The 25,643-nt window shown below is 56.8% G+C and carries 20 protein-coding genes and 1 pseudogene; 10 read left to right on the forward strand and 11 right to left on the reverse strand.

Annotation, left to right across the window (positions count from 1 at the left end; all coding sequences use genetic code 11):
• Positions 1-24 precede the first annotated feature (24 nt).
• From G7064_RS22240 to G7064_RS05135, 4 genes are all read right to left on the reverse strand, one after another.
• Positions 25-1,599, reverse strand: coding sequence for a cyclic nucleotide-binding domain-containing protein (locus G7064_RS22240; protein WP_240935747.1), 1,575 nt, complete (start codon positions 1,597-1,599; stop codon positions 25-27).
• The gene (locus tag G7064_RS22245; protein WP_240935750.1) at positions 1,569-2,750 is read right to left on the reverse strand and encodes a hypothetical protein; all 1,182 of its coding nucleotides are present in this window, start codon (positions 2,748-2,750) and stop codon (positions 1,569-1,571) included. Before G7064_RS22245 ends, G7064_RS22240 begins: the two co-directional genes overlap by 31 nt.
• A gap of 75 nt (positions 2,751-2,825) precedes the next feature.
• On the reverse strand, positions 2,826-3,521 hold the full coding sequence (locus G7064_RS05130; protein ID WP_166072739.1) for an HAD family hydrolase: 696 nt from the start codon (positions 3,519-3,521) through the stop codon (positions 2,826-2,828).
• Positions 3,522-3,534: 13 nt separating this feature from the next.
• Positions 3,535-4,029, reverse strand: a complete 495-nt coding sequence (locus G7064_RS05135; RefSeq protein WP_166072740.1) for an NUDIX hydrolase — start codon at positions 4,027-4,029, stop codon at positions 3,535-3,537.
• 52 nt (positions 4,030-4,081) lie between these two features.
• Here G7064_RS05135 and G7064_RS05140 point away from each other — a divergent pair, with 52 nt between their 5' ends.
• Entirely contained in the window at positions 4,082-4,717 is a 636-nt protein-coding gene (locus tag G7064_RS05140) for a chloramphenicol acetyltransferase (protein ID WP_166072742.1), read from the forward strand.
• A 335-nt stretch (positions 4,718-5,052) separates the two neighbouring features.
• Here G7064_RS05140 and G7064_RS05145 read toward each other — a convergent pair whose 3' ends face one another.
• On the reverse strand, positions 5,053-8,673 hold the full coding sequence (locus G7064_RS05145; RefSeq protein WP_166072743.1) for an ABC transporter permease/M1 family aminopeptidase: 3,621 nt from the start codon (positions 8,671-8,673) through the stop codon (positions 5,053-5,055).
• Positions 8,670-9,599, reverse strand: coding sequence for an ABC transporter ATP-binding protein (locus G7064_RS05150; RefSeq protein ID WP_166072744.1), 930 nt, complete (start codon positions 9,597-9,599; stop codon positions 8,670-8,672). Before G7064_RS05150 ends, G7064_RS05145 begins: the two co-directional genes overlap by 4 nt.
• 221 nt (positions 9,600-9,820) lie before the next feature.
• Between G7064_RS05150 and G7064_RS05155 the strand changes: the two genes are divergently transcribed.
• Both G7064_RS05155 and G7064_RS05160 read left to right on the forward strand, forming a co-directional pair.
• Positions 9,821-10,846, forward strand: coding sequence for a sensor histidine kinase (locus G7064_RS05155; RefSeq protein ID WP_166072745.1), 1,026 nt, complete (start codon positions 9,821-9,823; stop codon positions 10,844-10,846).
• Positions 10,815-11,543 (forward strand): LytR/AlgR family response regulator transcription factor, encoded by a 729-nt coding sequence (locus G7064_RS05160; RefSeq protein WP_166072746.1) that lies wholly within the window; start codon positions 10,815-10,817, stop codon positions 11,541-11,543. The genes G7064_RS05155 and G7064_RS05160 overlap by 32 nt, the downstream gene beginning before the upstream one ends.
• Before the next feature lie 67 nt (positions 11,544-11,610).
• On the opposite strand, the gene G7064_RS05165 is transcribed toward G7064_RS05160, so the two are convergent.
• The 4 genes and pseudogenes from G7064_RS05165 to pxpB all read right to left on the reverse strand — a co-directional run bounded on the left by G7064_RS05165 (position 11,611) and on the right by pxpB (position 15,478).
• On the reverse strand, positions 11,611-12,801 hold the full coding sequence (locus G7064_RS05165; RefSeq protein WP_166072747.1) for an NRAMP family divalent metal transporter: 1,191 nt from the start codon (positions 12,799-12,801) through the stop codon (positions 11,611-11,613).
• Positions 12,798-13,577, reverse strand: coding sequence for a LamB/YcsF family protein (locus G7064_RS05170; protein ID WP_166072748.1), 780 nt, complete (start codon positions 13,575-13,577; stop codon positions 12,798-12,800). Before G7064_RS05170 ends, G7064_RS05165 begins: the two co-directional genes overlap by 4 nt.
• Before the next feature lie 152 nt (positions 13,578-13,729).
• Positions 13,730-14,745, reverse strand: a pseudogene (locus G7064_RS05175) (biotin-dependent carboxyltransferase family protein).
• Positions 14,735-15,478, reverse strand: a complete 744-nt coding sequence (gene pxpB / locus G7064_RS05180) for a 5-oxoprolinase subunit PxpB (protein ID WP_166072749.1) — start codon at positions 15,476-15,478, stop codon at positions 14,735-14,737. Before pxpB ends, G7064_RS05175 begins: the two are co-directional and overlap by 11 nt.
• A 268-nt stretch (positions 15,479-15,746) precedes the next feature.
• Here pxpB and G7064_RS05185 point away from each other — a divergent pair, with 268 nt between their 5' ends.
• The 3 genes from G7064_RS05185 to G7064_RS05195 all read left to right on the forward strand — a co-directional run bounded on the left by G7064_RS05185 (position 15,747) and on the right by G7064_RS05195 (position 17,546).
• Complete coding sequence (locus G7064_RS05185; RefSeq protein WP_166072750.1) at positions 15,747-16,451, forward strand: PA2169 family four-helix-bundle protein; 705 nt, start codon at positions 15,747-15,749, stop codon at positions 16,449-16,451.
• A gap of 220 nt (positions 16,452-16,671) precedes the next feature.
• Positions 16,672-16,947, forward strand: coding sequence for a hypothetical protein (locus tag G7064_RS05190; RefSeq protein ID WP_166072751.1), 276 nt, complete (start codon positions 16,672-16,674; stop codon positions 16,945-16,947).
• Between the two features lie 95 nt (positions 16,948-17,042).
• Positions 17,043-17,546, forward strand: a complete 504-nt coding sequence (locus G7064_RS05195) for a hypothetical protein (protein ID WP_166072752.1) — start codon at positions 17,043-17,045, stop codon at positions 17,544-17,546.
• A gap of 25 nt (positions 17,547-17,571) precedes the next feature.
• Here the strand turns inward: G7064_RS05195 and G7064_RS05200 are convergent, their stop codons facing one another.
• Positions 17,572-18,282: an arylesterase gene (locus G7064_RS05200; protein WP_166072753.1), complete on the reverse strand. Its 711-nt coding sequence runs from the start codon at positions 18,280-18,282 to the stop codon at positions 17,572-17,574.
• 129 nt (positions 18,283-18,411) lie between these two features.
• Between G7064_RS05200 and G7064_RS05205 the strand changes: the two genes are divergently transcribed.
• From G7064_RS05205 to G7064_RS05220, 4 genes are all read left to right on the forward strand, one after another.
• Positions 18,412-19,107: an ABC transporter ATP-binding protein gene (locus G7064_RS05205; protein WP_240935754.1), complete on the forward strand. Its 696-nt coding sequence runs from the start codon at positions 18,412-18,414 to the stop codon at positions 19,105-19,107.
• A 181-nt stretch (positions 19,108-19,288) separates the two neighbouring features.
• Positions 19,289-21,832, forward strand: coding sequence for an ABC transporter permease (locus tag G7064_RS05210; RefSeq protein WP_240935755.1), 2,544 nt, complete (start codon positions 19,289-19,291; stop codon positions 21,830-21,832).
• Positions 21,833-22,422: 590 nt separating this feature from the next.
• On the forward strand, positions 22,423-24,198 hold the full coding sequence (locus G7064_RS05215; protein WP_166072754.1) for a cellulase family glycosylhydrolase: 1,776 nt from the start codon (positions 22,423-22,425) through the stop codon (positions 24,196-24,198).
• A gap of 71 nt (positions 24,199-24,269) precedes the next feature.
• Positions 24,270-25,598, forward strand: a complete 1,329-nt coding sequence (locus G7064_RS05220) for a gluconate:H+ symporter (protein WP_166072755.1) — start codon at positions 24,270-24,272, stop codon at positions 25,596-25,598.
• The last annotated feature ends 45 nt before the right edge of the window (positions 25,599-25,643 follow it).

Below are 25,643 nucleotides of genomic sequence, written 5' to 3' on the forward strand. Positions count from 1 at the left end.
TGGGGGCAAATTTACCCCCCAGCATCAGGCTGGATTGCTGAGTGGGGCTTGGGTTTGCATCTTCTCATTCTGCCGGCGCAGGCGTTGGCAGAGCACCTTCATGATGTTACGCAATACCTCGCTGCGCTCCTCCATCACGTCATAGAAGTCCTCCTGATCGAGGCGGAAAGCAACAACCTCACCTTGGGCAACGGCGGAGGCTGAGCGAGGCTCGGCATCGAGCAATGCCAGCTCGCCAAAAAAGTCACCTTTGCGGAAAGTTGTGAGGTGTTGGGTTCCGTTGAAAATACCTACTTCGCCTCCGTACACGATAAAGAGCGAGGTGCCTAGGTCGCCTTTGGCAAAAATCTGTTGCCCATCGCGGAAGCTTACTTCCCGCATGATGGGCACGATGCTGCTCAGCACGTTTTCGGGCGTCTCGGCAAACAAAGCGGTTTGCTGAAGTATATGCACCCGGTCGCGGGCCGAGATGGTAGCAGTGGTAGCGTGGGTGTGGCTCATAAGCAGGGCAGGTAAGGCTGGCTCGGCATCCGTAAGCTGTTCATAGAGTTCAGGTTGACGCTCCGACAGCTTTTTCAGCACAAAGAAGGCACTTTCCCGAATAAGGTAGTTGGAACTATGTATATACGGTAATAACAGTCGGATTGTGGGGGGTTCGGCGTGCCAATGGCGCAGGGCTACACTGATGGTCCAGTCGGAAAAGGCCACTTCCCCCTGCTCAACAATAAACGGGACTACGCGCGCAGGCTGGCTGAGCGGCCCGAGCAGCCGATCAAATACACGCACTTTCTCCGCTACCGGCGCTACATCGAGCAAGGCTTGCAGACCCTGATAGAGGGAACGCGGAATAATATTATCCAGAATTTCGAGGGCGTTGGCTTGGCGTTCGCGGGCCGCGTGATCGACGCCGCGCTGGGCATCAGCAATGATATGCGGGGGATAAAGCTGGAAAAGCAGACCAAAAATGCGCTGCTGCACTTTAGCCAATTCATAATAGAGGCAGCGGCGCAGCTCGTCGTGGCTAAAGGCAGCAATGCCCTGCAACAGCTGATGCGCCAGCCGCATTTCCTCCTGCACCAATGCCTGAAAGATTGGCGCATCGGTTTCCACTTGCTCCATAGGGCGCAGGGCGCGCAGGGCTGTTTCGCGCTGGTGCAGGTTGGCGCGACGAGCCAGTGCGACCAATGCTTGACGGCTGGCTGGCACTGGCTGACGGGCGCACAGTTGCGCCACCCGCCGTACCAGAGCATCACTCGCCGTGGGTGATTCCAGCGTTTGAATCAGCTCAGGTAAGACGCTGGAATCCAGTTGTAAGAGTTGGGCTGTAGCTGCCCGGCGCTGGGTTTTGTCCTCCAACGCGTCAATCAGAGCTTGTACTTCGGCTGGGCTAGCTGGCAGCTGCTCTTCGGCCAAGAATTCGCTCGTTAGAACTAACGCGTCTGCCGAACCGCCAAAACGGCGACCTAAGGCATGTTGAAGCTCAGCCATATAATGGCCATAGGTGCGGTGCAGAAAGAACAACGCGCCCGCAGCAAACAGGCTCATCCAGACAAACGGCGCCCACTCATTCAGGCCGGGCAAATCGTGCAGGGCGAACAATAAAAAGCCCCCAGTGCCATTCCCAGCGGCTCGTAAAAGCCTTTGGCCCGTGTATGTGCCCGCAGCCGCTCGGGCGGGGAAAGCGGCTGAAACAGCACCAGAAACACTGGGTCGAACACGGCGCGGCGCAGTACTTCCAGCCCCAGATATAAGCCACAGAAGTAAAGCAGCAGCACCGAATCATTGGCGCCAACCTGCCATAAACCGCTGAATACCAGCAGTCCAATTAACAAAGCCACGGGCAAGGTCACCAGCATCCGACGAATACCAACCTGCTCCAGGGCTTTCTGGGTGAGTAGCATTTTGAAAACCATCGCCAGCAAATACGTGACTACCAGCACGCTACTCACGTAGCGCATCACCGTGGCTTGGTCGTGGAACTTGTGCTTAACATTAACAAAGAAAGAGTACTCCACGCCCGCCGTAACTGCCGCAATGGCCGTGATACTCAGGCACGTAGATAGGACAAGTTGGCTGTCGCCGAACCAGCGTTGCAGGCCCGGCGCCAGACTGGTCAGGCGCTGCGGGCGGGATGTAGGCCGCGCTTCTACTGAGTGCGAGCTAAGGGTAGCACGTAAGGTGTACAATGCCCCCAAATAGGCGCCCAAGGCCAGCAACAGTAGAAATAGCAAATCGGTGTGGGCGTGCACCAGCAGCGCTAAAATGGCCCCCAGCGCCTTGGCAGGCATATCGCCCGACCCGATCAGGCCGAAGAGGCGCTTGCTCTGGCGCACATCGAACACTACCGCCGATACGCCCCAAAACTCCAGATTGGTCAGCAGATAAATCACCCGATAACCTGCCATAATGGTCACGGCCGCTGCCACCGAGTGCCCTACGGCCACCAGCACACTTATAACACCCGTAAACGCCACCACGGCCAACAGCACCCGTACGGCGAGGCGCTGTAGGGGCAAATGGTGCTCAAAATAGGTATAGGCCTTGCCCGCTGCCATCATGGCCAGCGCGGCCAAGCCGTAGGCCAGCGGCAGGTTGCGCTCGGGGTTATTTTCGAGCAGGATAACGTTGGCCGACACGTACACCAGAACGGTGCCGATGCCCAGCAAGAAGTTATGGAGAAAGAAGAGCCCTACCGTTTTGACCTCGGTCGTGCGCACGCCGATCAAATCGTACCACTTGGAAGCAAGCATGGATAAGCGTTAAGAAAGAAGTAGCAAGGTAGGCGTTCGGTGAGAAGTTGAACCGAAAGTAAACGTTGGCTGCTCTTAATTCAGGTAGCTCAGCACATCAGTCATGGAGGCGGCCTCGTAGAATGCCACACCTTCTAACTGCTCGGCGGGCACCTCTTCGTGTATCCAGTTAGTGTGATAGGGCACGTGCACGGCCCTTGCACCGAGCTGCGCCACCGGTAACACATCTGATTTCAGCGAGTTGCCAATCATGGTGAATTCAGAGATGGGCACTCCGTAGTGAGCTAAAATGCGCCGATACGTGGCCTCGTTTTTCTCGCTTACTATTTCCACGTGGTCGAAGAAGTCGCCTAGACCGGAGCGGGCCAACTTGCTTTCCTGGTCAAACAAGTCGCCTTTGGTAAGCACCATCAGGGGCTGACCGCGCTCTTTAAGCGTGCACAGCACTTGCTCTACCCCCGGCAGCGGCTCAATGGGATAGTCGAGGAGGCGCTTACCCAAATCAATGATTTGCTGGATTTCGTGGCCGGCAACGTTTCCTTCGGTGAGTTGAATGGCCGTTTCAATCATCGACAGCATAAACGACTTGGCTCCGTAGCCAAACAACTGCATATTACGCCGTTGTACCTCGTACAGGTGCGGGCCGATGACGACCGGGTCGCCGCAGCGGGTAAGGATGGCGAATAATTGCGCCTCCACGTGGTCGAAATGAGGCTGATTGGCCCATAGCGTGTCGTCAGCGTCGAAAGCAATAAGTTGAGAGACGGGCATTATCTTGAGTTGGCTAGGAAATAAGGGGCAAGCTAAGGCCTTGCAGTTCCTCGCGCATGACCAAGGGGCGCAGCGCTGCGTCGTAGGTCACGTCGAAGTGAAATGGCCGATTGGCCAGTAAGTACTCGTAAATAAAATGATCGGTGAGCGGGGTGGGCACCACGGCCATCTCAGCCTTTTCCACCCAAACCAGCGTGCCTTCCGAACAGGCCGGTGGGGGCACCCGCTCGATGTGGGCTTCAAATACGAAGCTGATCCAGTTGTAGTCGACAGGTGCGGTTTCGACCAGCATCCCCCGCCAGACCATTTCCAGCGCCTGCAAGCCGGTTTCCTCTTGTACTTCCCGGAAAGCTGCTTGTTGGGGGCTTTCGTATGGGTCTAATTTGCCCCCCACGGGCGTAAACAATCCCTGGTGGGGTGGCTTCAGCCGCTGAAGCAACAAGAAGGCGTCGGCGTGGCACAACACACAGAGTACAGCTGCTTTCTTCAATCCGGGAGCTACGGTCATGCGGGCGGAATTTGTGGCACTGAGTTAAGCAAAGTTACCGAACTTGCGGCTCATGAAACAGCTGATTGACCTCGTTCAGTGGCCCCGCCGGGAGCATTTCGCGTTTTTCTCAACTTTTGATGAGCCTTTCTTCGGACTGACGGCTACCGTGGACTGCACCCAGGCCTACACCGAAGCCAAGCTACAAGGAGTACCTTTCTTTCTGTATTACCTGTTTCATTCGTTGCAGGCAGCGCAGGAAGTGGAGGAATTCCGTTACCGCATTGAGGGCGAGCAGGTAGTTTGTTACGACCGGGTGCACGCCTCAGCTACCATCGGCCGCCCTGATCATACGTTCGGCTTTTCCTTCATCGAGCTACACGACTCGCTACCCGATTTCGTGGCTGCTGCCAACCGCGAAATAGAAGCCGTCCAGCAAAGCACCGGCCTGCGCCTCTCCGACGCCACTGGCCGCCCCGACGTGCTGCACTGCTCGGCCGTGCCGTGGGTACGCTTCACCGCGTTGTCGCACGCCCGCAGCTTTCGCCACGCAGATAGCTGCCCCAAGCTTTCGTATGGGCAGGTGTATCTGGAAGGTGCCACCCGCCTGCTGCCTGTATCGGTGCATGTGCACCACGGCTTAGCCGATGGATACCACGTAGGGCAGTTTCTAGAAGCTTTCCAGCGCCGGCTGAATTCTGGTAGCTAGCCATTCAGTTACTAAAACACTAGATCACTAGAGAGCTAGAAGACCCTAGCCCCTCCTCAGCTGAATTCCGCGCATCAAGCGGCGTGGGTTAGGGGTGGTTGGCAATCGAGAATGATGTTCTTTGCTTGTTATCAAATGGTCATCCTAAGCTTGCCGCAGCATCTCAGCCGCTTCGCTCCGCGCTGGAGAGATAGTTGTTCGCACCTAGTCGCATTCGTTACTTATGGGCTTCTAGTTACAATGCGCCGAGAAATTACATCAGGCCATCTCGGCAGCCGGGTTGTTCCTCCTTTCGTGCAGGACAATGCCGTCCGGATGCTCCTCGTGCAGCACCCTTATTTTTTTGGCTCTACCACTTTGTCATTATCTACCAGCTCCCAATCAATTAACAAATGGCTAGGATCAAAACTCACTTTAGCGGGTTTGTCTGGTATCATTAACACAATCGTCTGCTTGCCGGATTTTATAAGATGTTTTTGCAGGTAGAGCTGCTTGCCTATCCCCTTTCCCGATTCAGCGGGCGCAAAAACTCCGATTTCTACCCAATCCTTCATTGGTAATTTCGTCTCTGTACCGGCGCTATCCACTACCAGCTTATTCGCTTGTAGGGTGAGCGTCACCTGCCAGCCGCCTGCTTTGAGTTGTTTAGCGGTAGCGGTTTCCGTCGCCAGCTCCCAGAAGGTGTTGACTTCGAACAGGTCGTGCAGCAGCGGTTGGAGCGAGTCCGGCGTGGCCGTTTGCAGCTCCTGGTAGAGGTCCAGCGACGTGGGCCGGGGAATGGTCCCAGGTCGGTGCTTCGCCAGCAGCTGCCGGAGCGCGCCGTTTACCCGGTCCTGACCGATGTACTGGCTTAGGGCGTACAGCGCGAAGGGCCCTTTGCGGTAGTTCTGGTAGAAGTCATCGGCCTGCAGCAGGGGTTTGGCGGCGCGGGTGCGCGGGGTTTCGTTTTCTTCCCGCAGGAAGCGCAGCAGCGCCTGCAGGTGCTCCGAGCCGTATTTGTCTTCCAGTACGCCCATAGCCGAGTACCACGCGAGGCTTTCGGTAATCAGGCCGGCGCCCTCCACGTAGGCCTGCTTGAGCTGGTTGCCCCACCATTGGTGCGCCACCTCATGGGCCACCACGGCCGTCACCAAGTCAAAGTCCCGCTCGTCCTCCTTTGGGTTCATGAGGAAAAAGCCTTCCTCCGCCGTAATGTCGATGGGCGAAGCGTGGTTGCCGAAGGCGTAGCTGGGATGGGCCACGAAACGGAGCTGCCGGTGCGGGTAGGGCCCAAACTGCTTGGTATAATAATCTAGCGACGCCTGGGCGCTGCGGACCATGCGCGCCGGGTTCTCGGTCATTCCCGGAGGATAGTAAACCTGGATGGCAACATCTTGCTCCGGGCTGGCCAAGGGGTTGCGCCATTTGCCTTCCTGCACGGCGTAGTTGGCCGAGAAAAAGGCGTACTCATTGCGAATGGGCGCATCGGTGGCGTAATGAAAGTAGCGGCGGCCCGCTTTGGTCCATGTTCGGCGTAAGGTGCCCGGGGCCACTACGGTCTGGCCGGCATCTGTGCCCACGACGGCCTCGAAGCGGATTTGCTCGGGGAACGGGGCGTACCGGCGGGCTGCCACGTCGTAGAGCGAGTAGGTGGCGGGCCGGGGGGCCAGGCCATAGGCTTTGCGGTCGCCGGCCTCGTCCAGCTCGCGGTAGGGCTGGTAGCCTAGCACCGGCAGCCACTCCAGATTCCGAAAGCTGGTGCCGTTGGCCAGCACCTGCGCGTCGGCGCCGTTGTTGGAGAAGGCCTGCGCTTGGTGCTTCACCTGAAAGCGCAGGCGCAGCGAGTCGCCGGGTTGCAGGGGCCGGGCCAGGGCGTACATGCGGTAGCCGTGCTCCTCGTCTCGGTGAACCTGTTTGAAGGGCTGGTCGAAGTTTACCGCAACGGTTTCCACACCGGCCCCAGTTGCCAGATGAATGGAGTCAATGGGTGCCGGGCTGTTGTTCACGAGCAGGTACGTTCCCTGTATCGTCACCGCCCGCTGCTGCGGGTAGATTTCCACCTGCAGGTTCACGCCGGTTAGCAGGGGTTGGGGGGCGTTATGGTACCGGCGGTAGCGCTGCTCGTAGGCGGCACGCTGCGCGGTGGCTGCTGACGAGCTCAGATAACCATTCAACACGTTGGTATTGTAAAAGATGAACCCACCCAGAGTAAAAATGCCCCCCACAGCCACTGTTGAAACCAGCATGCTGGAACGCGTGAAGCGCCGGCGGGCAAGCTGCAGTCGCGCCGCAACACCGCCCTCCCGGCCCCGCACCCAGAATAGCCGCCCCACCACTGCCAGCAACAGCGTCCAGGCCACCCAGTAGCCTTTGAACCACAGCCAGGGCGCCAACGACGTGCCAAAGCCGGCCATGTTGGTATAGGTCCATTGCGGACTGGCGCCAAAAATGAGCAGCTTGTGCTCGATGCCCAGCGTAGGCGCAAAGGACATGAACCCGTAGATCAGCAGCGCCACCAGATGCGCCACAAACTTCTGATTCACCAGTACATGCACGGTGAGGGCCAGCAGAGCGAAAAGCAGGCAGTCAAGTAGCTGCAGCCCGAATAGTGCCCGCACGTACAGTCCGATTTCAGGAGTAGCACCACCGATGGCCACCTGCGCTGCCATTCCGGCCGTCATTAAGAAGGCCAGCCACACCACCAGCACCAGGCTTAGCGCCAGAAACCGGCTTAGGAACAGCACCCATTCGGGCACTGGCGCCGCGTTGGCCACCTCACTCAGCCCGGTTTCCCGTTCCCGCCACACCAGCTCGCCGGCATAGAAAATGATGAGTAACACAACAAGGACCCAGAAGGCTGCCGGGCCTGCCAAAGGTGCGGTCAGGTACTCCAGGACAAAATCGGTGCGGGGCAGCAAGGGCACGCCGCGGCCCTTCAGGTTGCCGGATATGGTGGCCCCCACCAGCAGGGCGAAGACGGCCAGCAGCGGCAGCCCGGCTTTGCTTTTGGCCAGTTGCAGAAAAGATTCCCAGGTGATGAGGCGCAACTGGTGCAGTTGAGTGACCCAGCCATACGTTCCCCTGGCCTGTGGCAGCGCCTGCCCGGTGCCCCAGTTCAGCTTCTCCCAGTCCGGCACCGCGGCGGGTAGCGGTTTGCCCGACGGCGGTTTTTGGCCGGTTCCGGGCAGCACAAATTGAAACCGGAAGTAGGTAAATGCGAGCAGGCCCAGCGAAACGCCGAACCATAGGAGGCGGTTGGCGAGAAAGGAGCCCTCCAGTAGCAAAAAACGCGTGTTTTTCTCCTGCGGGCTCCAGTCAATGGACAGATGGCTCAGCACCGGGCCAAAACTCATCGGGTCGGCCAGATTGCCCCATGCGCCCCCTTTTTCAAGCAGCGGCCATATGGTGTAGGAGGCCGCGAACAGGGCCCCGCCGACCAGATAACTAGCCAGGGCCTTGCGGCTGAGCGCCGCCGCCGAAAACTGCATGGCCGTCGCGAAAAAGGCGTTGGGCAGCGCGATAAAGAAAAAAGTAGTCAGGTAGGGCGCCACCCGGAACGGGCCCAGAATCTCAGCTTCTACCCCAGCAAAGTGCATGGCCAGCAGCATGCCCACCGGGATGGCGAGCAGCTGGAAGGCACTGAGGGCCAACGCGGCCAGGTACCGCCCGCCCAGGTAGGCGGCTTTGCTGGCGGGGGCCGCATAGGTGAGCAAATGCATGCGGGTCTGCACGTCGCGGGCCGCCGCTTCGCCCGCCACGGAAGCGCCTATCACCAGCCAAAACACGCAGCAGATAACCGTGACGGCGGCCATGACGATGGGCGCATTCAGCAAAATGTACCCGTCCCGCGCATCAGAGGCATAGTTGGCAATGACCACCAGAAACGTGATGACCAAGATGACCCCGAAGTAGAGCCAGGTAGCGGCCCTGCGCAGCTGGTAGGTGAACTCCAGCGCAAAAATCCGTTGGAATTTCATAGTGCTACCCCCTCTGCTTTCGGTTGCTGATTAACCGTACCGAAGCAGCCCGTCATGGCACTGAAGTAGACATCTTCCAGGTCCGGCTCTACTGGCTCAAACCCGTTGTCGGGCCGATCCGGGCTGTACACGTGTACCATGGTGCGCCCGCTGAGTAGCTTGGCGGAAATAACCTGGTGTTCCTGGTTTAGCACCGGCAGGGCCCGTTTATCAGTCAGCTTGCGCCAGATGCGGCCCCTGAGCGAGGCCACAGCTTCCAAAGGCTCGGCCTCCAGCAGGATTTGGCCTTGGTTGATGATGGCCATGTTGGTGCACAGCTCCGACACGTCTTCCACGATGTGGGTGGAGAGAATCACGACGCTGTTCTCGCCCAGCTCACTCAATAGATTTAGAAAGCGGACCCGCTCGGCCGGGTCGAGGCCCGCCGTGGGCTCGTCGACGATGAGCAGCCGCGGGTTGCCCAGCAAGGCCACCGCCACGCCAAAGCGCTGCTTCATGCCGCCAGAAAAGCCCCCCAGCTTCTGCTTGCGCTTATCCCACAGATTGGTTTGCTTGAGCAGGGCCTCGGTGGTTTCACGGCGCACCGCCCGGTTGGTAATGCCTTTCAGTACGGCGAAGTAGTCGAGCAGCTCTTCCGCGCTGGCTTTGGGGTACACGCCGAATTCCTGGGGTAAGTAGCCCAAGGTTTGGCGCACCGCTTCCTTTTGGTTCACCACGTCGATGTCGCCTAAAAATATTTGCCCCCCATCCGGCTCCTGCAACGTGGCGATGGTACGCATCAGGGTTGATTTACCGGCGCCGTTGGGGCCCAGCAGCCCATACATGCCCAGCGGAATATCCAGCGATATATTATGCAATGCCTGCACGCCATTCGCATACCTTTTCGAGACATTGCGGATGATCAGGCCTAAGGGGTGAGTTCCCATTTTATCGGATTTGCTTCAGTTACCTTTCTATTTCAGAACGAAGCAATCGTTACCGAATCGAATAGCGAAATGTGATATGCTGATGCGGTGAAGTACTCGACCAAGTTGGACTTTGCTTCTGCCAACGCACTGGCAGGCTCCTTTGCCTCTCCCGTAGATTAGCCTTCGTAGCTGGTCGAAACGCTGGCCCGGACCAGCGCCGAAAAACCCACCTTTGTGCTATGGAGCGCGTCAAAAGAATCTTCCGGCTAATTCACCTATCTGTCTGGGTCTTATTCACCTTGGCGATAGTCTTACAACTTAAGAGTGATACCGACGCCCACTGGCGTAGCACCACGGCAGGTTTTATAACCACCTGTCTGTATGTTTTTTACGGTCATTTTTACCTATTAACCCTTACTACCGGCAAGAGAAAGGGAAGAGACTATTGGCTCCGACTGGCAGGCATCGCGCTGACCGCGCCTTTGTGCTTTTTGCTTTTCCACCAGCAGCCGTTTGATTTTGGGTATTATTCAATGCACTTAATCACCACAGTCCCCATCTTTCTCTTCCTGAGCTGGCTGGCCCGGGTCACCGAGAACTTGGTGCTTAACACCATCCGGAAAGAACAGCTGGAGAAGCAAGCCGTGGAGGCCGAATTGGTTAATTTGAAATCACAGATTAACCCGCATTTCCTGTTCAACACCCTCAACAACATCCACACGCTGGTGTATAAACAGGCGCCGGCCGCTCCGGAGGCGGTCATGCACCTGGCCTCGTTGATGCGCTACATGATTTATGAGTCCAATGCGGCCACGGTTCCGCTGACCAGGGAGATGGATTATTTGCGAGACTACGTGAGTTTGCAGCAGCTCCGCTACAAGCACAGCCCAGTAGTAGACCTACAGATAGAGGGGGAAACCGAATCCTGCTACATTGCCCCGTTGCTGTTCATTCACCTGCTGGAAAATGCCTACAAGCACAGCCCCGCCCGGCTGGAGCCCGGCGACCTGAAGGTAAGGGTGGAAATACAGGACGATATCCTTGCCTTCAGCGTGCAGAACACAATAGGGAAAAAATCGACCAACGCGCTCGAAGAACCGGGCGGCATCGGCTTACCCAATGTTCGAAAAAGGCTGGCTTTGTTGTATCCTGATCAGCATACACTGACTATTCAGAACACCGGCGAAACCTTCACGGTCGCCCTTACCATTCAAGGCCTTCATTTACCGGCGCATGAAAGAAAAGCTCACCTGCTACATCATTGAGGATGAGTACCTGGCCCAGGAAATACTGGAAGAATACATCCGGAAAGTCCCGTTTCTGGAGCTGAAAGGGTCATTCGTGAGCCCCCTGGAGGCCGCCGGTCATTTGGCGGAAGACAAACCCGACCTGCTGTTTCTAGACATCAACATGCCGGACCTGGATGGGCTCAGCTTCATCCCGATGCTGAACCCCAAACCCATGATTATCCTGACTACCGCCTACGATCAGTATGCGCTGAAGGCTTATGACTTAGAGGTGAAGGACTACCTGTTGAAACCCTTCACGTTTGAACGGTTTTACAAAGGCGTGTTGCGTCTGTATCAGGAAAAAAGCCCCCCAAGCTCCTTGGCGAAGAAGGAAGAAAAAGCGGAGGCAAAGCCGGAGCAGGAGTATATTTTTCTCAAGGTGGGCCACCGCATTCAGAAAGTGGCTACCCGCAATATTCTCTTTGTGGAGGGTATGAAAGACTATTTACGGATTCATACCACGGAGGAGAAGATTATGACCCTGTTGAACTTTGCCAAACTAGAAGAACTGCTGCCCGCCCAGGATTTTGCCCGCGTGCACCGATCCTTTCTGGTCGCACTTGACAAAATTGACCATATCGAGAAAAACCGGATTCGCATTGCCGACCAACTCATTCCCATCAGTGATACCTATGCCGAGGCTTTTTATAAAATGCTAAAGGGGTTTCAATAGGATGGGTTAGTACTACGGCGGTCCTGAAGCAGGAGCAATGCGTCGATAAGCTCTGCTGGTTTCAGAGTTAACTAAACAAGCTACTCAGTTGCTGCACAAATACCTGCGCGCTCATCCACGTCATTACCAGCACCACCAGCACGCCCACAACGGCCAGCCACAGCGGGTGCCGATACTCGCCCACTACCTTTTTGCGGTAGGCGGCTACCAGCATAGTAGCCAGCGTGATAGGCAGAATAAACCCATTCAGGGCCCCGGCCAAGATGAGCAGGCTAACTGGTTTGCCGATGGTAATAAAGATGAGCGTTGAGATTGAGATGAAAGCAATGATGAGGCGGTTTTCGTGCCGGCTGATGCTGGGATGAAACGATTTCATAAAGGAAACAGAAGTGTAGGCCGACCCTATCACCGAGGTGACGGCTGCTGCAAACATCACCACGCCGAATAGCTTGTAGCCAAAATTGCCGGCCGCCAACTGAAATACGGAAGCCGGCGGATTGTCGGCGGCGATGGTCAGGCCCTGGCTAACAACGCCCAATGACGCCAGAAACAACAGCACCCGAATAATGGAAGCCACCGTGATTCCAGAAACTGCGCTGGTCATTACCTGAGGCAGGGCGGCGGGGCTTTTCACGCCGGCATCAAGCAGGCGGTGGCCGCCGGCAAAAGTGATGTAGCCGCCCACCGTGCCGCCCACCAGCGTCACGATGGCCATGACATCCAGTTTCGTGGGGGCGAAAGTTCTAACCAACGCCTCCCCCACCGGCGGCTCCGATGTAAAGACCACGTACACGATAATCAGAATCATGAGCAGGCCCATGAATTGAGCAAACCGGTCCATGGCCTTGCCGGCCTCCTTCACCAGGAAAATAGCTATGGTGAGAGCCGCAGATATGGCAGCCCCAACCTCTACCGGAATCCCAAACAGCACTTGCAAACCAAGCCCGGCGCCGCCCACGTTGCCAATGTTGAAGGCTAAGCCACCCAGCACAATCAGGAAGGAAATAAAGCCCCCCAGACCCGGCAACACTGCATTGGCTATATCTTGGGCACGCATTTCGGACACCGCAATGACGCGCCAAATGGTGAGCTGTACGCCCAGATCAATGAGGATAGAAGCCAGGATAACGAAGCCAAAGCTGGCTCCCAAGGCTTGGGTAAAAACAGTTGTTTGGGTAAGAAAACCGGGCCCAACCGCCGACGTCGCCATCAGAAAACCCGCTCCTAACAATACGCTCCAGTTTCGGGCTTGCTTCATCGGGCAGCTTTTCTAAACGCTTGCAAGCTTACTCCTTCGTTTTGCAGGGCTTGCCGGATGTGGCGGGCAAATTCGAGGGCGTGGGCACCGTCGCCGTGGATGCAGATGGTATCAGCCTGAATGGCTACGTCGAGGCCCTGCTGGGCGCGCACTGTGCCTTCTTTTACCATGCGCACTACTTGCTGGGCGGCTTCTTCGGGCGTGGTGAGCAGGGCGTTGGGCAAGCGGCGGGAGGTCAGGGTACCGTCGGGCTGGTAGGTGCGGTCGGCGAAAACCTCATGGGCCACCTGCAAACCCAGCTTGGTGCCGGCTTTAGTAAGCTCGCTGCCGGCCAGGCCATAGAGCACCATTTCCGGATTGATGCGGTACACGGCTTCGGCAATAGCTTCGGCCAGCGGCGCACTAGCGGCCGCCATATTGTATAAGGCGCCGTGGGGCTTTACGTGGTGGAGCTTGCCTCCTTCGGCCGCCAAAAAGCCCCCCAGTGCCCCTATTTGGTACACCACCATATCGAAGGCTTCTTCGGGGGAAACTGCCATTTCGCGGCGACCGAACCCGACCAAATCCGGCAGGCCGGGGTGGGCACCGATGGCGACTTGGTGCTGGAGGGCGAGGCGCACGGTTTTGCGCATCACGGCTGGGTCGCCGGCATGAAAGCCGCAGGCAATATTGGCGGAGGTGATATAAGGAAGAATAGCCGCGTCGTTGCCCAGATTATAAGCGCCGAAGCTTTCCCCCATGTCACAATTCAAGTCAACAGTAAACGGTTGGTTCATGTATTCATTTTTATGATACTAACTCCAAAACGTCATGCAGAGCACAGCGAAGCATCTCGCTCGCTTCGTTGAATTACCATTGCAAGCAAACACGCGAGATGCTTCGCTGTGCTCTGCATGACGTTCTTATGAATCGTACAACTCTGCTTCAATTAGTTAGTAGTTAGCTTATGCTGTAAAGACTGCTGCAGCTGCCGGATATTAAGTTCCTGCTGGCAATACAAGCGCTGAGCTTCGGCCAGCGACACCTCCTGAAAGCGAATTTTGCCCCCCGGTGGTACTTGCGCCAGCAGCGAGTAGTCGGCCGTAACTACCTGCGCGATGCGCGGATAGCCGCCTGTGGTTTGGTGGTCGGCCAGCAAGACGATGGGGTTGCCTTCGGGAGGTACTTGCACCGTGCCGAAGGTAACGGCACTTGAGAGCATTTCTTCGGGCTGCATTAGGGTCAGAGCTGCGCCATCGCCGCGTAGGCGGTAGCCCATGCGGTTGGAAGCCAGCGTCACGGTGTACTCCTGTGCCCAGAAATCCTGCTGACCAGCAGTGGAGAACAAGCTATACTCCGGCCCCGCCACCGCCCGAATACGGGGGTCGGGCTGCGGCCCCTGATACAGCTCGGGGCTGGGCGTCCAGGCAGCTTGCACCCAAGCTTTGGCCGGACTGGTAACAAACCTTTTTAGCCAGAATTGCTTCGCTAATGCTGATGGTCCGGGGCAGGGTATTACGTCGCCGGTTTTTAAGGCCCGCCCCTGCCGGCCGCCGATGCCCGCCTGCAGATACGTGGAACGAGACCCTAGCACCGTGGGCACCGTGAGGCCGCCGGCAAGGGCCATGTAGGTGCGGCAACCAGAGCCTTGGGGGCAAATTGCAGCACGCTGCCCTGGCGCACAAAGATGGGCCGGTTCATTTTTATGGGCTGCCCATTGATTGCAGGAGCCAGATTGGCGCCGGTAAGTGCCATAAGTTGATCTTCGTCGAACCGGATTTTGGGCCCGAGCAACGTGACTTCCAGGCCCGCTTCATTTTCCTGATTTCCTACCAGCAGATTGGCCACGCGCAGCGCCAGCGCGTCCATCGCCCCACTCACGATAATGCCTTCTTTCTGGTAGCCGATTCTACCTAAATCCTGAATCGTGGTCAGGAGGCCGGGGCTGAGGATGCTAAGACTCATGCTTGTTTTGCTGCTCAAACTCGGCGGCTGTAATGGGCACAAAACGCACCTGATTACCTGCCCGCAGCAAGCTTGGGTTCTCCTGACGCGGGCGAAAAAGTCGCCGGGGCGTGCGGCCAATTAATTGCCAGCCGCCCGGCGTGGGGATGGAATATACGCCTGTTTGCTGACCCGCAATTCCCACCGACCCGGCCGGCACCAAAGTTCGGGGCTGGGACTTGCGGGGAGTGGCTATTTGCTCATTCAGACCGGCTAAATAGGGAAATCCGGGAGCGAATCCAACCATAGCCACCACATACTCTGGCTCGCAATGGATCTGTATTACTTCGGCCTCCGACAAGCCGGCGTAGCGAGCCACTTCTTCCAGATCGGGGCCCAGCTTTCCGCCGTAGCACACCGGTATTTCTACCAGCGTAGGGGCGATTTTCGGTTGGGGAGTTTGCGCCTGCGCCAGCATTGCCTGCGCTATTTCGGTCATGCGAACGTAGGGGTCGAGGCGGCCTTGTTCGCTCATCAGCCACGGGTTATAGTACAGGGTGAGCGTCGTGTAGGCCGGCACATATTCTAGCAGCCCCGGCACTTGTAGCTGGTCGAGATAGGCGCAGCAGGCCTGAATACGCTGCTGGACTTCCGTATTGTAGACGCGGCTGAACTGCAGCACGATACCCGAATCGCCCAAAGGATAAATTTGGGGTTGTGACCATTGAATTTGCCCCCCACGTCGGTTTTGCATCGGCTGATTAAATAAATTCTGTTCTCTTTTCACTGGCAGAGCGTCCCACCAGAGCTTGTGCTTAACTCGCCCGTTTTCAACCGCAGGGCGGCCGACTGTGCTAGCTAACAAGCATATATGGAATTGGAGGAGGCTTGAAAGTGCAGGTGAAAATCGACAAAAATATCGGGCTTAGCCCTGAAGTAGCTCATGGGTTAAGCAAGTTCAACTTAACTACTTGCCCCACACTGCCGTAAGCCATACCAGTACTATAATAACTTATTGCATCATGGACCAATCACAGCAATCATCTCCGCAAAATAGCACATCGACGCAGTCGCAAGGCGCAGGCCAGCTGCTCGACCAGGCCAAAAAATGGGTCAACCAAGGTAACGTATCCGACCTGCTTGGCCAGTTACCCAATTCAGTAAAGGACTTGGGCACGAAAGCAACTACCGGCTACAACAAGCTCAGCACTACTCAAAAAGTAGTTGGTGGCGCTGCCATAGCATTGGGCGTGGGCTTGTTGTTCACCAATCGCAAAAAGAGTAAGGGCAACAAAAAAGCCAATACACTGCAGGAGCTACTGCTCTTCGTAAACGACCGGATTGAGGGCTACAAAAAGGCCGCTGATGAAAGTCAAGACACGGAGCTTACCGGCTACTACAAGCAGCTGGTAAGTCAGAGTCAGCGCTTCGCCAACGAGCTCAACAACCACCTACGCCAGCAGGGCGGCGAGCGGGAAGACGGCACTACGGTGAAAGGCAAAATCTACCGTCGCTTCATGGAAGCCACGTCTGCCGTGACCGGTCACAGCGAAAAAACGATTCTGGCTACCAACATTCACGGTGAAATGTGGGCGCTGAAAGCTTACAAAGAAGCCCTCAGCGACAGTAGCCTAACCGGTCAGTTGCGCCAGGAAGTAGAGCGTCAGCATACGCAGTCGCAGGCAACGTATGACAAGTTGAAGCGCTTGGCCGAAAAGCAAAGCTAATCGCACGATTAAGTTAGTTTAGGTCCTGTTGGGATGACAAAGATTGTCATCCCAACAGGACCTTTCGTTTTGCTTCAAACGAAAGTTTGACCAGCGAAGAATGATAGAAGTATCTTAGTCATTCACTCGTTGCTTTCCTATAAAAATCAGGTTCAATAAGTACCTACAGTTTGGTGTATTACTCTTTGCGGCAGCGGTCCTAATCTGTTGTAGCAAAGCAGTGAAAACAACAACTATAGCAATAGAGAAGGGCGTTTCGCAAGAGTTAGCTGCCTACAGAAGCCAAGTCGTGTCCGAATTGGCCTACACCTTACATTTCACTATTCCAGCGGTCAAAGAACAGCCTATTCTGGCAACTGAATCTGTCTCATTTGTTCTAAGTGAAAATAAAAGCCCCCTACAACTCGATTTTAAAGAAAATACGGACCATCTCAAGCGCCTTATTGTCAATAAAAAGCCTGTTATTATTGACCACCCAAAGCCTACCAATCGGTAGCATTAACTCCCGCCGCGCAAGCCAAATTATACGATGTTTGGGCGACGGAAAAGGCTCTGGATGGCGTCAAATTAACGGAAGATGAATACACCACGTTGGCCCTAGCGCTAGCCGTGCGCGACTATGGCTCCGATAGCGAAATTCTGCGGAAGCAATTAGTCCGAATTAAGAACGAAGACCGCAAAAAGCGCATGGAATTTTTGATTCCAGCCTTGTCGGCAGACGTGAAAATCCGGGACGCTTTTTTTACTTCGTTAAAAGAAGAAAAGAACCGCAGCAAAGAAGCTTGGGTAGTAGCTGCGCTGGCCTACTTACATCATCCATTGCGCGCCGAATCATCTGGAAAGTATTTGCCAGAGAGTTTGAATCTGTTGGCCGAAATTCAGCAGACGGGTGATATTTTCTTCCCTTATTCCTGGCTACAGGCCACATTTGGCGCTTATCAATCCCCAACCGCAGCTCGCACTGTTCGCGCATTTATCACCAAAAATCCCACGTATAATCCGAAACTGCGGGCGAAGATTCTGCAAGCCAGCGACGACTTATTTCGCGCCGAGAAATTAGTGCAACAGCAAGCTGTTTTAGGCAAGAAGTCTTAATAGAGCGCAACCTAACTTATGATAGTTACCTCACCGCTGCATCGGCCGCTACGGGCTGCTTAAGTAGTGGCTGCAAAATATCCCACACGGTACGGGCAATGAGGCGGTGGCCAGCGGGCGTGGGATGAATCCCGTCGGGCTGGTTGAGCTTGGCTACGCCGCCTACGCCTTCGAGCAGGAAAGGAATGAGCACCAGCTTGTTTTCGCGGGCCAGATCGATGTACGTCTGCTTGAACTGGGTGGCATAATCGGCGCCTAGGTTGGGCGGAATCTGCATGCCGGCCAGCACAATTTGGGTTTGTGGGCTGATGCGGCGCACAGTGTCAATGATGGCTTGCAAGTTGCGGCGCGTGTCGGTAAGCGGCAGGCCGCGCAGGCCATCATTGCCCCCCAGTTCCAGCACAAATACATCCACGGGCTGACGCAGCACCCAACCCACGCGGCTGCGGCCGCCAGCGGTTGTCTCGCCGCTCAAACCAGCATTTATCACCGTGTAGCCCAGGCCAGCCGAATCAATCTTTTGGCCTACCAACGCCGGAAAAGCTTCTTCCGGCTCTACGCCGAGGCCCGCCGTCAGGCTATTTCCAAAGAACAGAATAGTGCGTGAGCCCGCTGTGGGGGGCTTTTTATCAGCCGTCGGCGGGGTAGCGACCGACGTAGCGGTTTGTGAATCGGAGCCGCAGCTAGCCAGCGTGAGCAGCAAGCAGCAACTAAATACAGACAATAGGGTTTTCATGCGTGGGGGGCCTTTTTGAGGTATATGCCTAACGATAGAAAGTATTATAAAGATTAAAACGTCGTTTAGAATGCAGCTAACCTCCTGCTTATCGCCTCTTTCTCTTAACAATCCATACGCCCATCGTTCGTGCTTAAAGTAGAAAATCTCACCAAATCATACGCCAGTGGCGGCCGAGAGCTCACCGTACTAGAGGCCGTCAGCTTTGAATTACAGCCTCAAGACACGTTTGCTATTGTAGGGCCCTCGGGCAGCGGCAAAACCACGTTGCTAGGGTTGTGCGCCGGCCTCGACCGGGCCAGCGCAGGCAGCGTCTGGCTCAATGGTATTCAGCTCGACAACCTCAGCGAAGACCAGCGCGCCGCCGTGCGCAACGAGCATGTAGGCTTCGTTTTCCAGAATTTCCAGCTCTTGCCTTCCCTTACCGCCCTCGAAAACGTGTTGGTTCCGTTGGAATTGCGCGGCGTGCGCGGAGGCACAAAAACGGCTCTGGAGCTGCTGGAACGCGTAGGTCTGGGTGGGCGCGGCCACCACTACCCTACTCAGCTTTCGGGTGGCGAGCAGCAGCGCGTGTCCTTGGCGCGTGCCTTTGCTAATCGGCCCAAAATCCTCTTTGCCGACGAGCCCACCGGCAACCTCGACGCCGACACCAGCGCTACCGTAGTGGAACTACTCTTTGAGCTTAACCGGGAAGCCGGCACCACGCTGGTGCTCGTCACCCACGACTTAGAGTTAGCCGCCCGCACCCAGCGCATTGTGCGCATCAAAGGCGGCGCCGTAGTTTCGGATACGGTTAATCAGGAAAGAGTACAGGTGGGAATATAGGCCCCCACAATCACCAATCCCTACAGCCGGTCATGCAGAGGCGGAGCCGAAGCATCTCGCGTGCTGATGGCTGGTTACTAACCCCACTACTGCGAGCAAGATGCTTCGCGGTACTCGGTCTGACCGGCCTTGTATTTCGCTGCCTATTTCATTCTTAACGCTAATCTGAGCTTTTTATCTCATGTCTAATCTTCCCTGGCTTTGGCGCATGGCGTGGCGCGACAGCCGCCGCAGTCGTTCCCGCTTGCTGCTATTTACCTCGGCTATTGTGCTGGGCATTGCGGCGCTGGTGGGCATCAACGGCTTCGGCGACAACCTGGCCCGCAGCATCGATGAGCAGGCGCGTGAGCTAGTGGGGGCCGATTTGGTGCTCTCCGCCAACCAACCGTTTGACTCCACCCTCCAAACAACCCTGCGCCAGCTCGGCCAACGCCGCAGCGACGAAGTCGCTTTTGCCTCTTTGGTCCAGTTTCCCAAAGGCCAGGGCGTGCGCTTGGCTCAGGTGCGCGCGCTCACGGGGGGCTTTCCATATTATGGCGAGTGGCTCACGGAGCCAACCACAGCTGTAGCTGCGTTTCGGGAAGCAGGCACCACCAATCAGCGCGTGGCCTTGGTAGATGACGCGTTGCTTGCGCAATTTGCCGCTCGTCCTGGTGATTCTATTAAGGTTGGGGAGCTGACTTTTCGCATTGCGGGCCGAGTACGCAAGACGCCGGGCCAATCAGGTTTTAGCGCCTCCGTTGCACCCACGGTATTCATTCCCCGTGAGTTTGTGGAGCAAACTGGCCTCTTGCAGCGCGGCAGTCGGGTGCAGTACCGCACTTATTACCAGTTCGCGCCCGGTACCAACGTCGACCAAACCATCAAGCCCCTAGAGGCCCGCCTCGACCAAGCTAACATCGCCAGCGACACTGTGGCTGAGCGCAAGCGCCAGACGGGTCGTTCTTTTACCAATGTCACTCGCTTTCTGAATCTGGTGGCTTTCGTGGCGCTGTTGCTGGGCTGCGTGGGCGTGGCTAGCGCCGTGAGTTTGTATGTGCGCGAGAAAGTGGCCGCCGTGGCGGTGTTACGCTGCTTGGGCGCCAGCGGCTGGCAGGCCGTGTTGATTTATTTGCTCCAAACGGCGCTAATGGGTCTGCTGGGGGCCATTTTGGGCGCAGCCTTGGGCACCGGCGTGCAGTTGCTGCTGCCGAAGGTGGTAGAAGGTTTTCTGCCCGTCACGGTGAGCGTGGGCATTTCGTGGTCGGCAGTGGCCGAAGGTATTCTCACGGGCGTATTTGTGGCGGTGTTGTTTGCGCTTCTGCCCTTGCTGAGCATTCGGCGCGTGTCGCCGCTGCGCACGTTGCGGGCTTCGCTGGAAGAAGACACGGCGAGCCCCGACCCGCTACGGGGCTTGGTGTACGGACTGATTATCCTGTTTATTACCGGCTTCGCCTACCTCCAAACCCGCGACTGGAAGCTGGCGCTAGGCTTCGCGGGGGGCTTATTGCTCACGTTTGCGGTATTGGCTGGGCTAGGTGAAGGCCTGCGTCGCGCGGTCAGAAGGTACTTTCCTAGTTCCTGGAGCTACGTGTGGCGGCAGGGCTTAGCCAACTTGTATCGACCTAACAATCAGACACTACTGCTTACCGTTTCTATTGGCTTAGGCGTTTTTCTATTAGCGACGCTGTATTTGTTACAGGGCTTGCTCCTGAGCCAAGTTGAAATATCGTCCACCAACGGGCAGCCCAATTTGGTGCTGTTCGATATTCAATCGGCCCAACGAGAAGGCGTCACCCAGCTCGTAAAGCGCAATAAGTTGCCCGTATTACAGCAGGTGCCCGTCGTGACAATGCGTTTGTCGGCCATTAATGGGCGCTCGGCGGCGGAGCTGAAAAAAGACACTACCAGCGGTGTTTCCAAAGGGGCTTTGGGGCGGGAGTATCGCGTCACTTACCGCGATTCTCTGATTAGTTCTGAAACACTGGCTGCTGGCAAGGCCCCTTTCGTCGGCCCTGACGGCATTCCGCGCGTTTCCTTCGATGACGGATTTACGGATCGACTAAAGATTAAAATTGGCGATACGCTGACCTTCAATGTGCAAGGTGCTCCGCTCGTGACCATCGTGGGCGGCACCCGCACCGTCGATTGGAGCCGGGTGCAAACCAACTTTTTAGTGGTCTTTCCGAAGGGTGTATTGGAGCCGGCCCCGCAGTTTCACGTACTGCTCACCCGCGTGCCCGACAATGCTACCCTAGCCGCGGTGCAGCGCGAGCTAGTCGCCACTTACCCTAATGTATCGGCCATTGACTTGGGCTTGATTCTGCAAACGCTGGACGAGATTCTTACCAAAATCTCCTTCGTCATTCGCTTTATGGCCTTGTTTAGTATGGCTACGGGCTTGCTGGTACTGGTGAGTTCGGTAGTGGTAAGCCGCTACCAGCGGGTGCGGGAAAGCGTGCTATTGCGCACTCTCGGCGCCAGCCGGGCCCAGATTCTGCGCATTACATTGGTCGAATACGCGCTGCTGGGCTTGCTCTCAGCAGTGGCCGGACTCGGATTAGCCGTAATGGCAGCTTGGGCTTTGGGCGTGTTCGTTTTTGAGGTGCCTTTTGCCCCCCAGATCAGTCCGCTGCTCCTGCTGGCCTTGCTCACCACGGCTCTCACCGCGCTTATCGGTTTGCTCAATAGCCGCGACGTACTGACGCGCCCGCCGCTGGAGGTGCTGCGCGGCGAAGTCAGTTAGACCGTGCGGATATCCCCGTTGCAGCTACGTGCCTTTTTCATGAAATAGCAAAAGCTCTCCTCACGGGGGGCTTTTGCTATGTAGGCCATACCTATATAGCGACGACTAAGCCCATAAATTTCCTCAAAGGCAAGGGCGCGCCCACGAATCCAGACCTATACAAGGGCACATTTTTTCCGGAACGCAATTGTTTTTTAAGCGCCAAAGATGATGGAGTGCACTAACCAATAAGCGCGCCCAAGCGCTACAGATGAGCATACGGCGAGCTGAGTGAACGTGTGCCTTAAGCGTCAGGCAAGCGACTGGGGGGCTTTTTTGGTTGAAACGAGCGCGCTTTTCTTTCGCAAAAGCCTTCTACCTTATTGGGCCGATCCAGAAGCGGCGGCTCACAAAAGCGCTGCTTTTCCTCTCCACTTCCTTCCTAAAACGGTTTGATCAGCGTCTGCCGCAGGCGGTGGTTTGGCCGAAGTAGGGAAGCGTCTTAAGTCCCGCAGCATGACGACTCGCTTACCCCAAACTCCCCGCCTGCTTCTCCTTTTTGGCCGTTACCTGGGCCTACTTATCTGTTACTTGTTTGGTGGGGGGCTTTTTTGCTTGTCCCAAACGCTGAGCCCCTCCACGCATCGGGGCCGCGCGTGGTCGATGCGGCCGGCCGCGAAGTGGTGCTGCGGGGCTACAATGTAGGCGGCTGGCTGCTCCAGGAAAGCTATATTCTCGGCACCGATACGCTCAATAGTCAGTGGCGTATTCAGCAAGGGTTGCTGCGCACCATGCCCGAGGCGGAAGTCGAGGAGTTCTATCGGCAGTACCGGAAGAACTTCATCACCAAGGCCGACATTGATTTTCTGGGTAAGCAGGGGTTCAACGCCGTCCGGCTGCCTTTTCACTACGATTTGTTCCTGACGCCGACCCAGCGCCGCGCTCGCACAGCCGTTATCCGCAACCCACGTAGCGAGGCGCAGTTATCCGCCTACGTGGAGCAGCTCAGCACCTGGCACGACCAGAATCAGCTCTTCACCGATGAGAATTTGGAAGGGTTTCGCTTCATTGATGACGTCGTGAATTGGTGCGCGGCCAACAAGATGTACGTCATTCTGGACTTGCACGCGGCCCCCGGCGGCCAGGGCACCGATAGCAATATCAACGATAATTTCCGGCCGCTCGACCTGTGGAAGCGGCGCGACAAAAAGGGTCGGCTCGTGTACCAGGATGTGACCGTGCGCCTATGGGAGAAGCTGGCGGCTCGGTATAAGCAGGACGCGCGCATTGCCATGTACGACCTCATCAACGAGCCGCACAACCTGAACGCTGCCAATGGCTTATCAGCCGATAACCAGGAGCTACGGGCTCTATACGCTCGCCTGATTACGGCCGTGCGCGCCCAGGGCGACCAGCACCTAATCATGCTGGAAGGCAACGGCTACGGCAACGAGTATACTAACCTCACACCTGATAAGCTGGGCGTCAGCGACCGTACCAACCTCGTGTATAACGCCCACCGCTACTGGTGCTCCAACGCACCCGAGGCCACCGACCCGAACCCGAACCAAGTTAACCTGATCCGTAACCTAGTGGCGTTCCGCGAGCGGTGGCAGGTACCGGTGTGGGTGGGCGAAACCGGCGAGAACTCCAATGAGTGGTTTGCCGCCGCCGTGCAGGGGCTTAACGCTCAGAATATTGGCTGGTGTCACTGGAATATCAAGCGCGTAGATTCTAGGGCGGGCTTGCTGCGCGTAGCGCCCTACGGGAGCCTGCTCACGCCCCAAGGCCGGACGGCGCTGCTGCGCAACGTGCAGTTTGCCAATTGTCAGGTAAACCGGGATGTGCTGGCGGCCCTCACTCAGCCAGCCGGCACGCGCGCACCTTTTGCCCCCCACACGATTCCCGGCACTATTCCCGCCACCGATTACGACCTGGGCCGCGACGGCGTAGCCTACCACGACAGCTTCTCCGCCCGCATTGATTACCGCGACCATACGCCGCACAACCAAGGCAAGGCCTACCGCAACGACGGCGTAGATATCAGTGCCAGCCCCGACGCTGCCAATGGCTTTGCCGTGAGCCACTTGGCCGCAGGCGAGTGGCTCGCCTATACCGTGACGGTAGCCGCGGGCGGACCTTATACCGCCGAGGTACGCCTACAACCGGGCACTACGCCTGGCCGCCTCCGGCTGGAGCTAGACACGCAGCCACTAGGCACGGTTACCGTCCCGGCCGGCACCAATTGGACCAATGTTTCGCTTACTACCCCCATCTTACGGCCGGGCTCCCATATCTTGCGCCTGCTGGTAGAAGCGCCCGTTGGTCAAGTAAGCGAGCTGCGCTTTGCGCCCGTTGCCAAAGGAAAAAAAGCCAACAGCCAGTAGCCATTGCCCGCTGGCTTTTACGGTGATAGGTGCCCTACTGCACCTACACTAGATACCTCATTTTGCCCCCCATGACTTTACTCATCATCCTGCTGACGGTGCTGGCTCTCATCGCCCTCATCAACTGGGGTAAGGTGAATGCCTTTCTGGCCTTTTTGCTGGTTACCATTCCCGCGGGACTAGCGCTAGGTCTAGCGCCGGAGCAGGTGCTGGCTGCGGTTCAAAAAGGCCTGGGCGACACGCTGGGCTCGGTGGTGCTGGTGGTGGTGCTGGGCGCCATGCTGGGCAAACTAGTGGCCGAAAGTGGCGCCGCCCAGCAAATTGCCGCTGTGCTGGTCGGTCAGTTGGGGTACAAAAACATTCAGTGGACCATGATGGCTACGGGCTTTATCATCGGTATTCCGCTGTTTTATAATGTGGGTTTTCTGCTGGTCATCCCGCTTATCTTCTCGGTAGCCTACCAATACCGCCTCCCGACACTGTTCGTGGGGCTGCCTCTACTTGCTTCGCTTTCCGTGCTGCACGGCTTTTTGCCGCCTCACCCCGCCCCCACGGCGCTGGTTGTGCTATTCAAGGCTGATGTAGGCCTGACGTTTGGGTATGGGCTGCTGGTGGCAGTGCCGGCTGTGCTAGTTGCCGGTATCTTTTACAGTCGCACGCTGCGCGGCATCATCTCGCAGCCCCTGACCGGGTTTGTGAGCGAGCCCCTCCCCACCAACCAATTACCCGGCCGACTGAACAGCTTTCTGTCTTCGTTGCTGCCGGTGCTGGTGCTCTCGCTCGTGTTCAGTTTGCAGGCAATTTTGCCCCCCAACGGACCACTGGCTCCAATCCTGGCATTTGTCGCCGATCCGGGCGTGGTAATGCTGCTTTCGGTGCTGGTAGCCACGTTTAGCCTAGGTCGTGGGCAGAGCAAAAGCATGCCTGAGATAATGGAAACTTACGGCTCTGCTATTCGCGACGTGGCCTTGCTGCTGCTTATTATTGGCGGCGCAGGGGCATTAAAGGAAGTATTAATTGCCAGCGGTGCTAGTTCCGCAATTGCTGCTGGCTTGCAGGGCACCGGTTTGCCGCCCTTGCTGCTGGGCTGGCTGATTGCGGGTTTTATCCGGGTCTGCCTGGGTTCGGCTACGGTAGCGGGCCTGACGGCAGCCGGAGTTATGTTACCTACTATGAATCAGGTCGCCGTGAATCCAAACCTGATGGTGCTGGCCATCGGCGCGGGCAGCCTGCTGCTTTCGCACGTCAACGACAGCGGCTTCTGGCTGTTTAAGGAATATTTTAACCTATCGGTGCGCGATACATTTCGCTCTTGGTCGGCGATGGAAACCATCGTTTCGGTGGTGGGATTGCTGGGCGTACTGCTACTCGATTGGGTCCTGCTTCTGGCTTCCCACTGACTGCACAGCTGTAGAATACTCCCGCAAAAAAGCCCCCCAGAATTA

The organism is Hymenobacter sp. HDW8, from assembly GCF_011305775.1.
In the GTDB taxonomy this organism is placed as follows: domain Bacteria; phylum Bacteroidota; class Bacteroidia; order Cytophagales; family Hymenobacteraceae; genus Hymenobacter; species Hymenobacter radiodurans.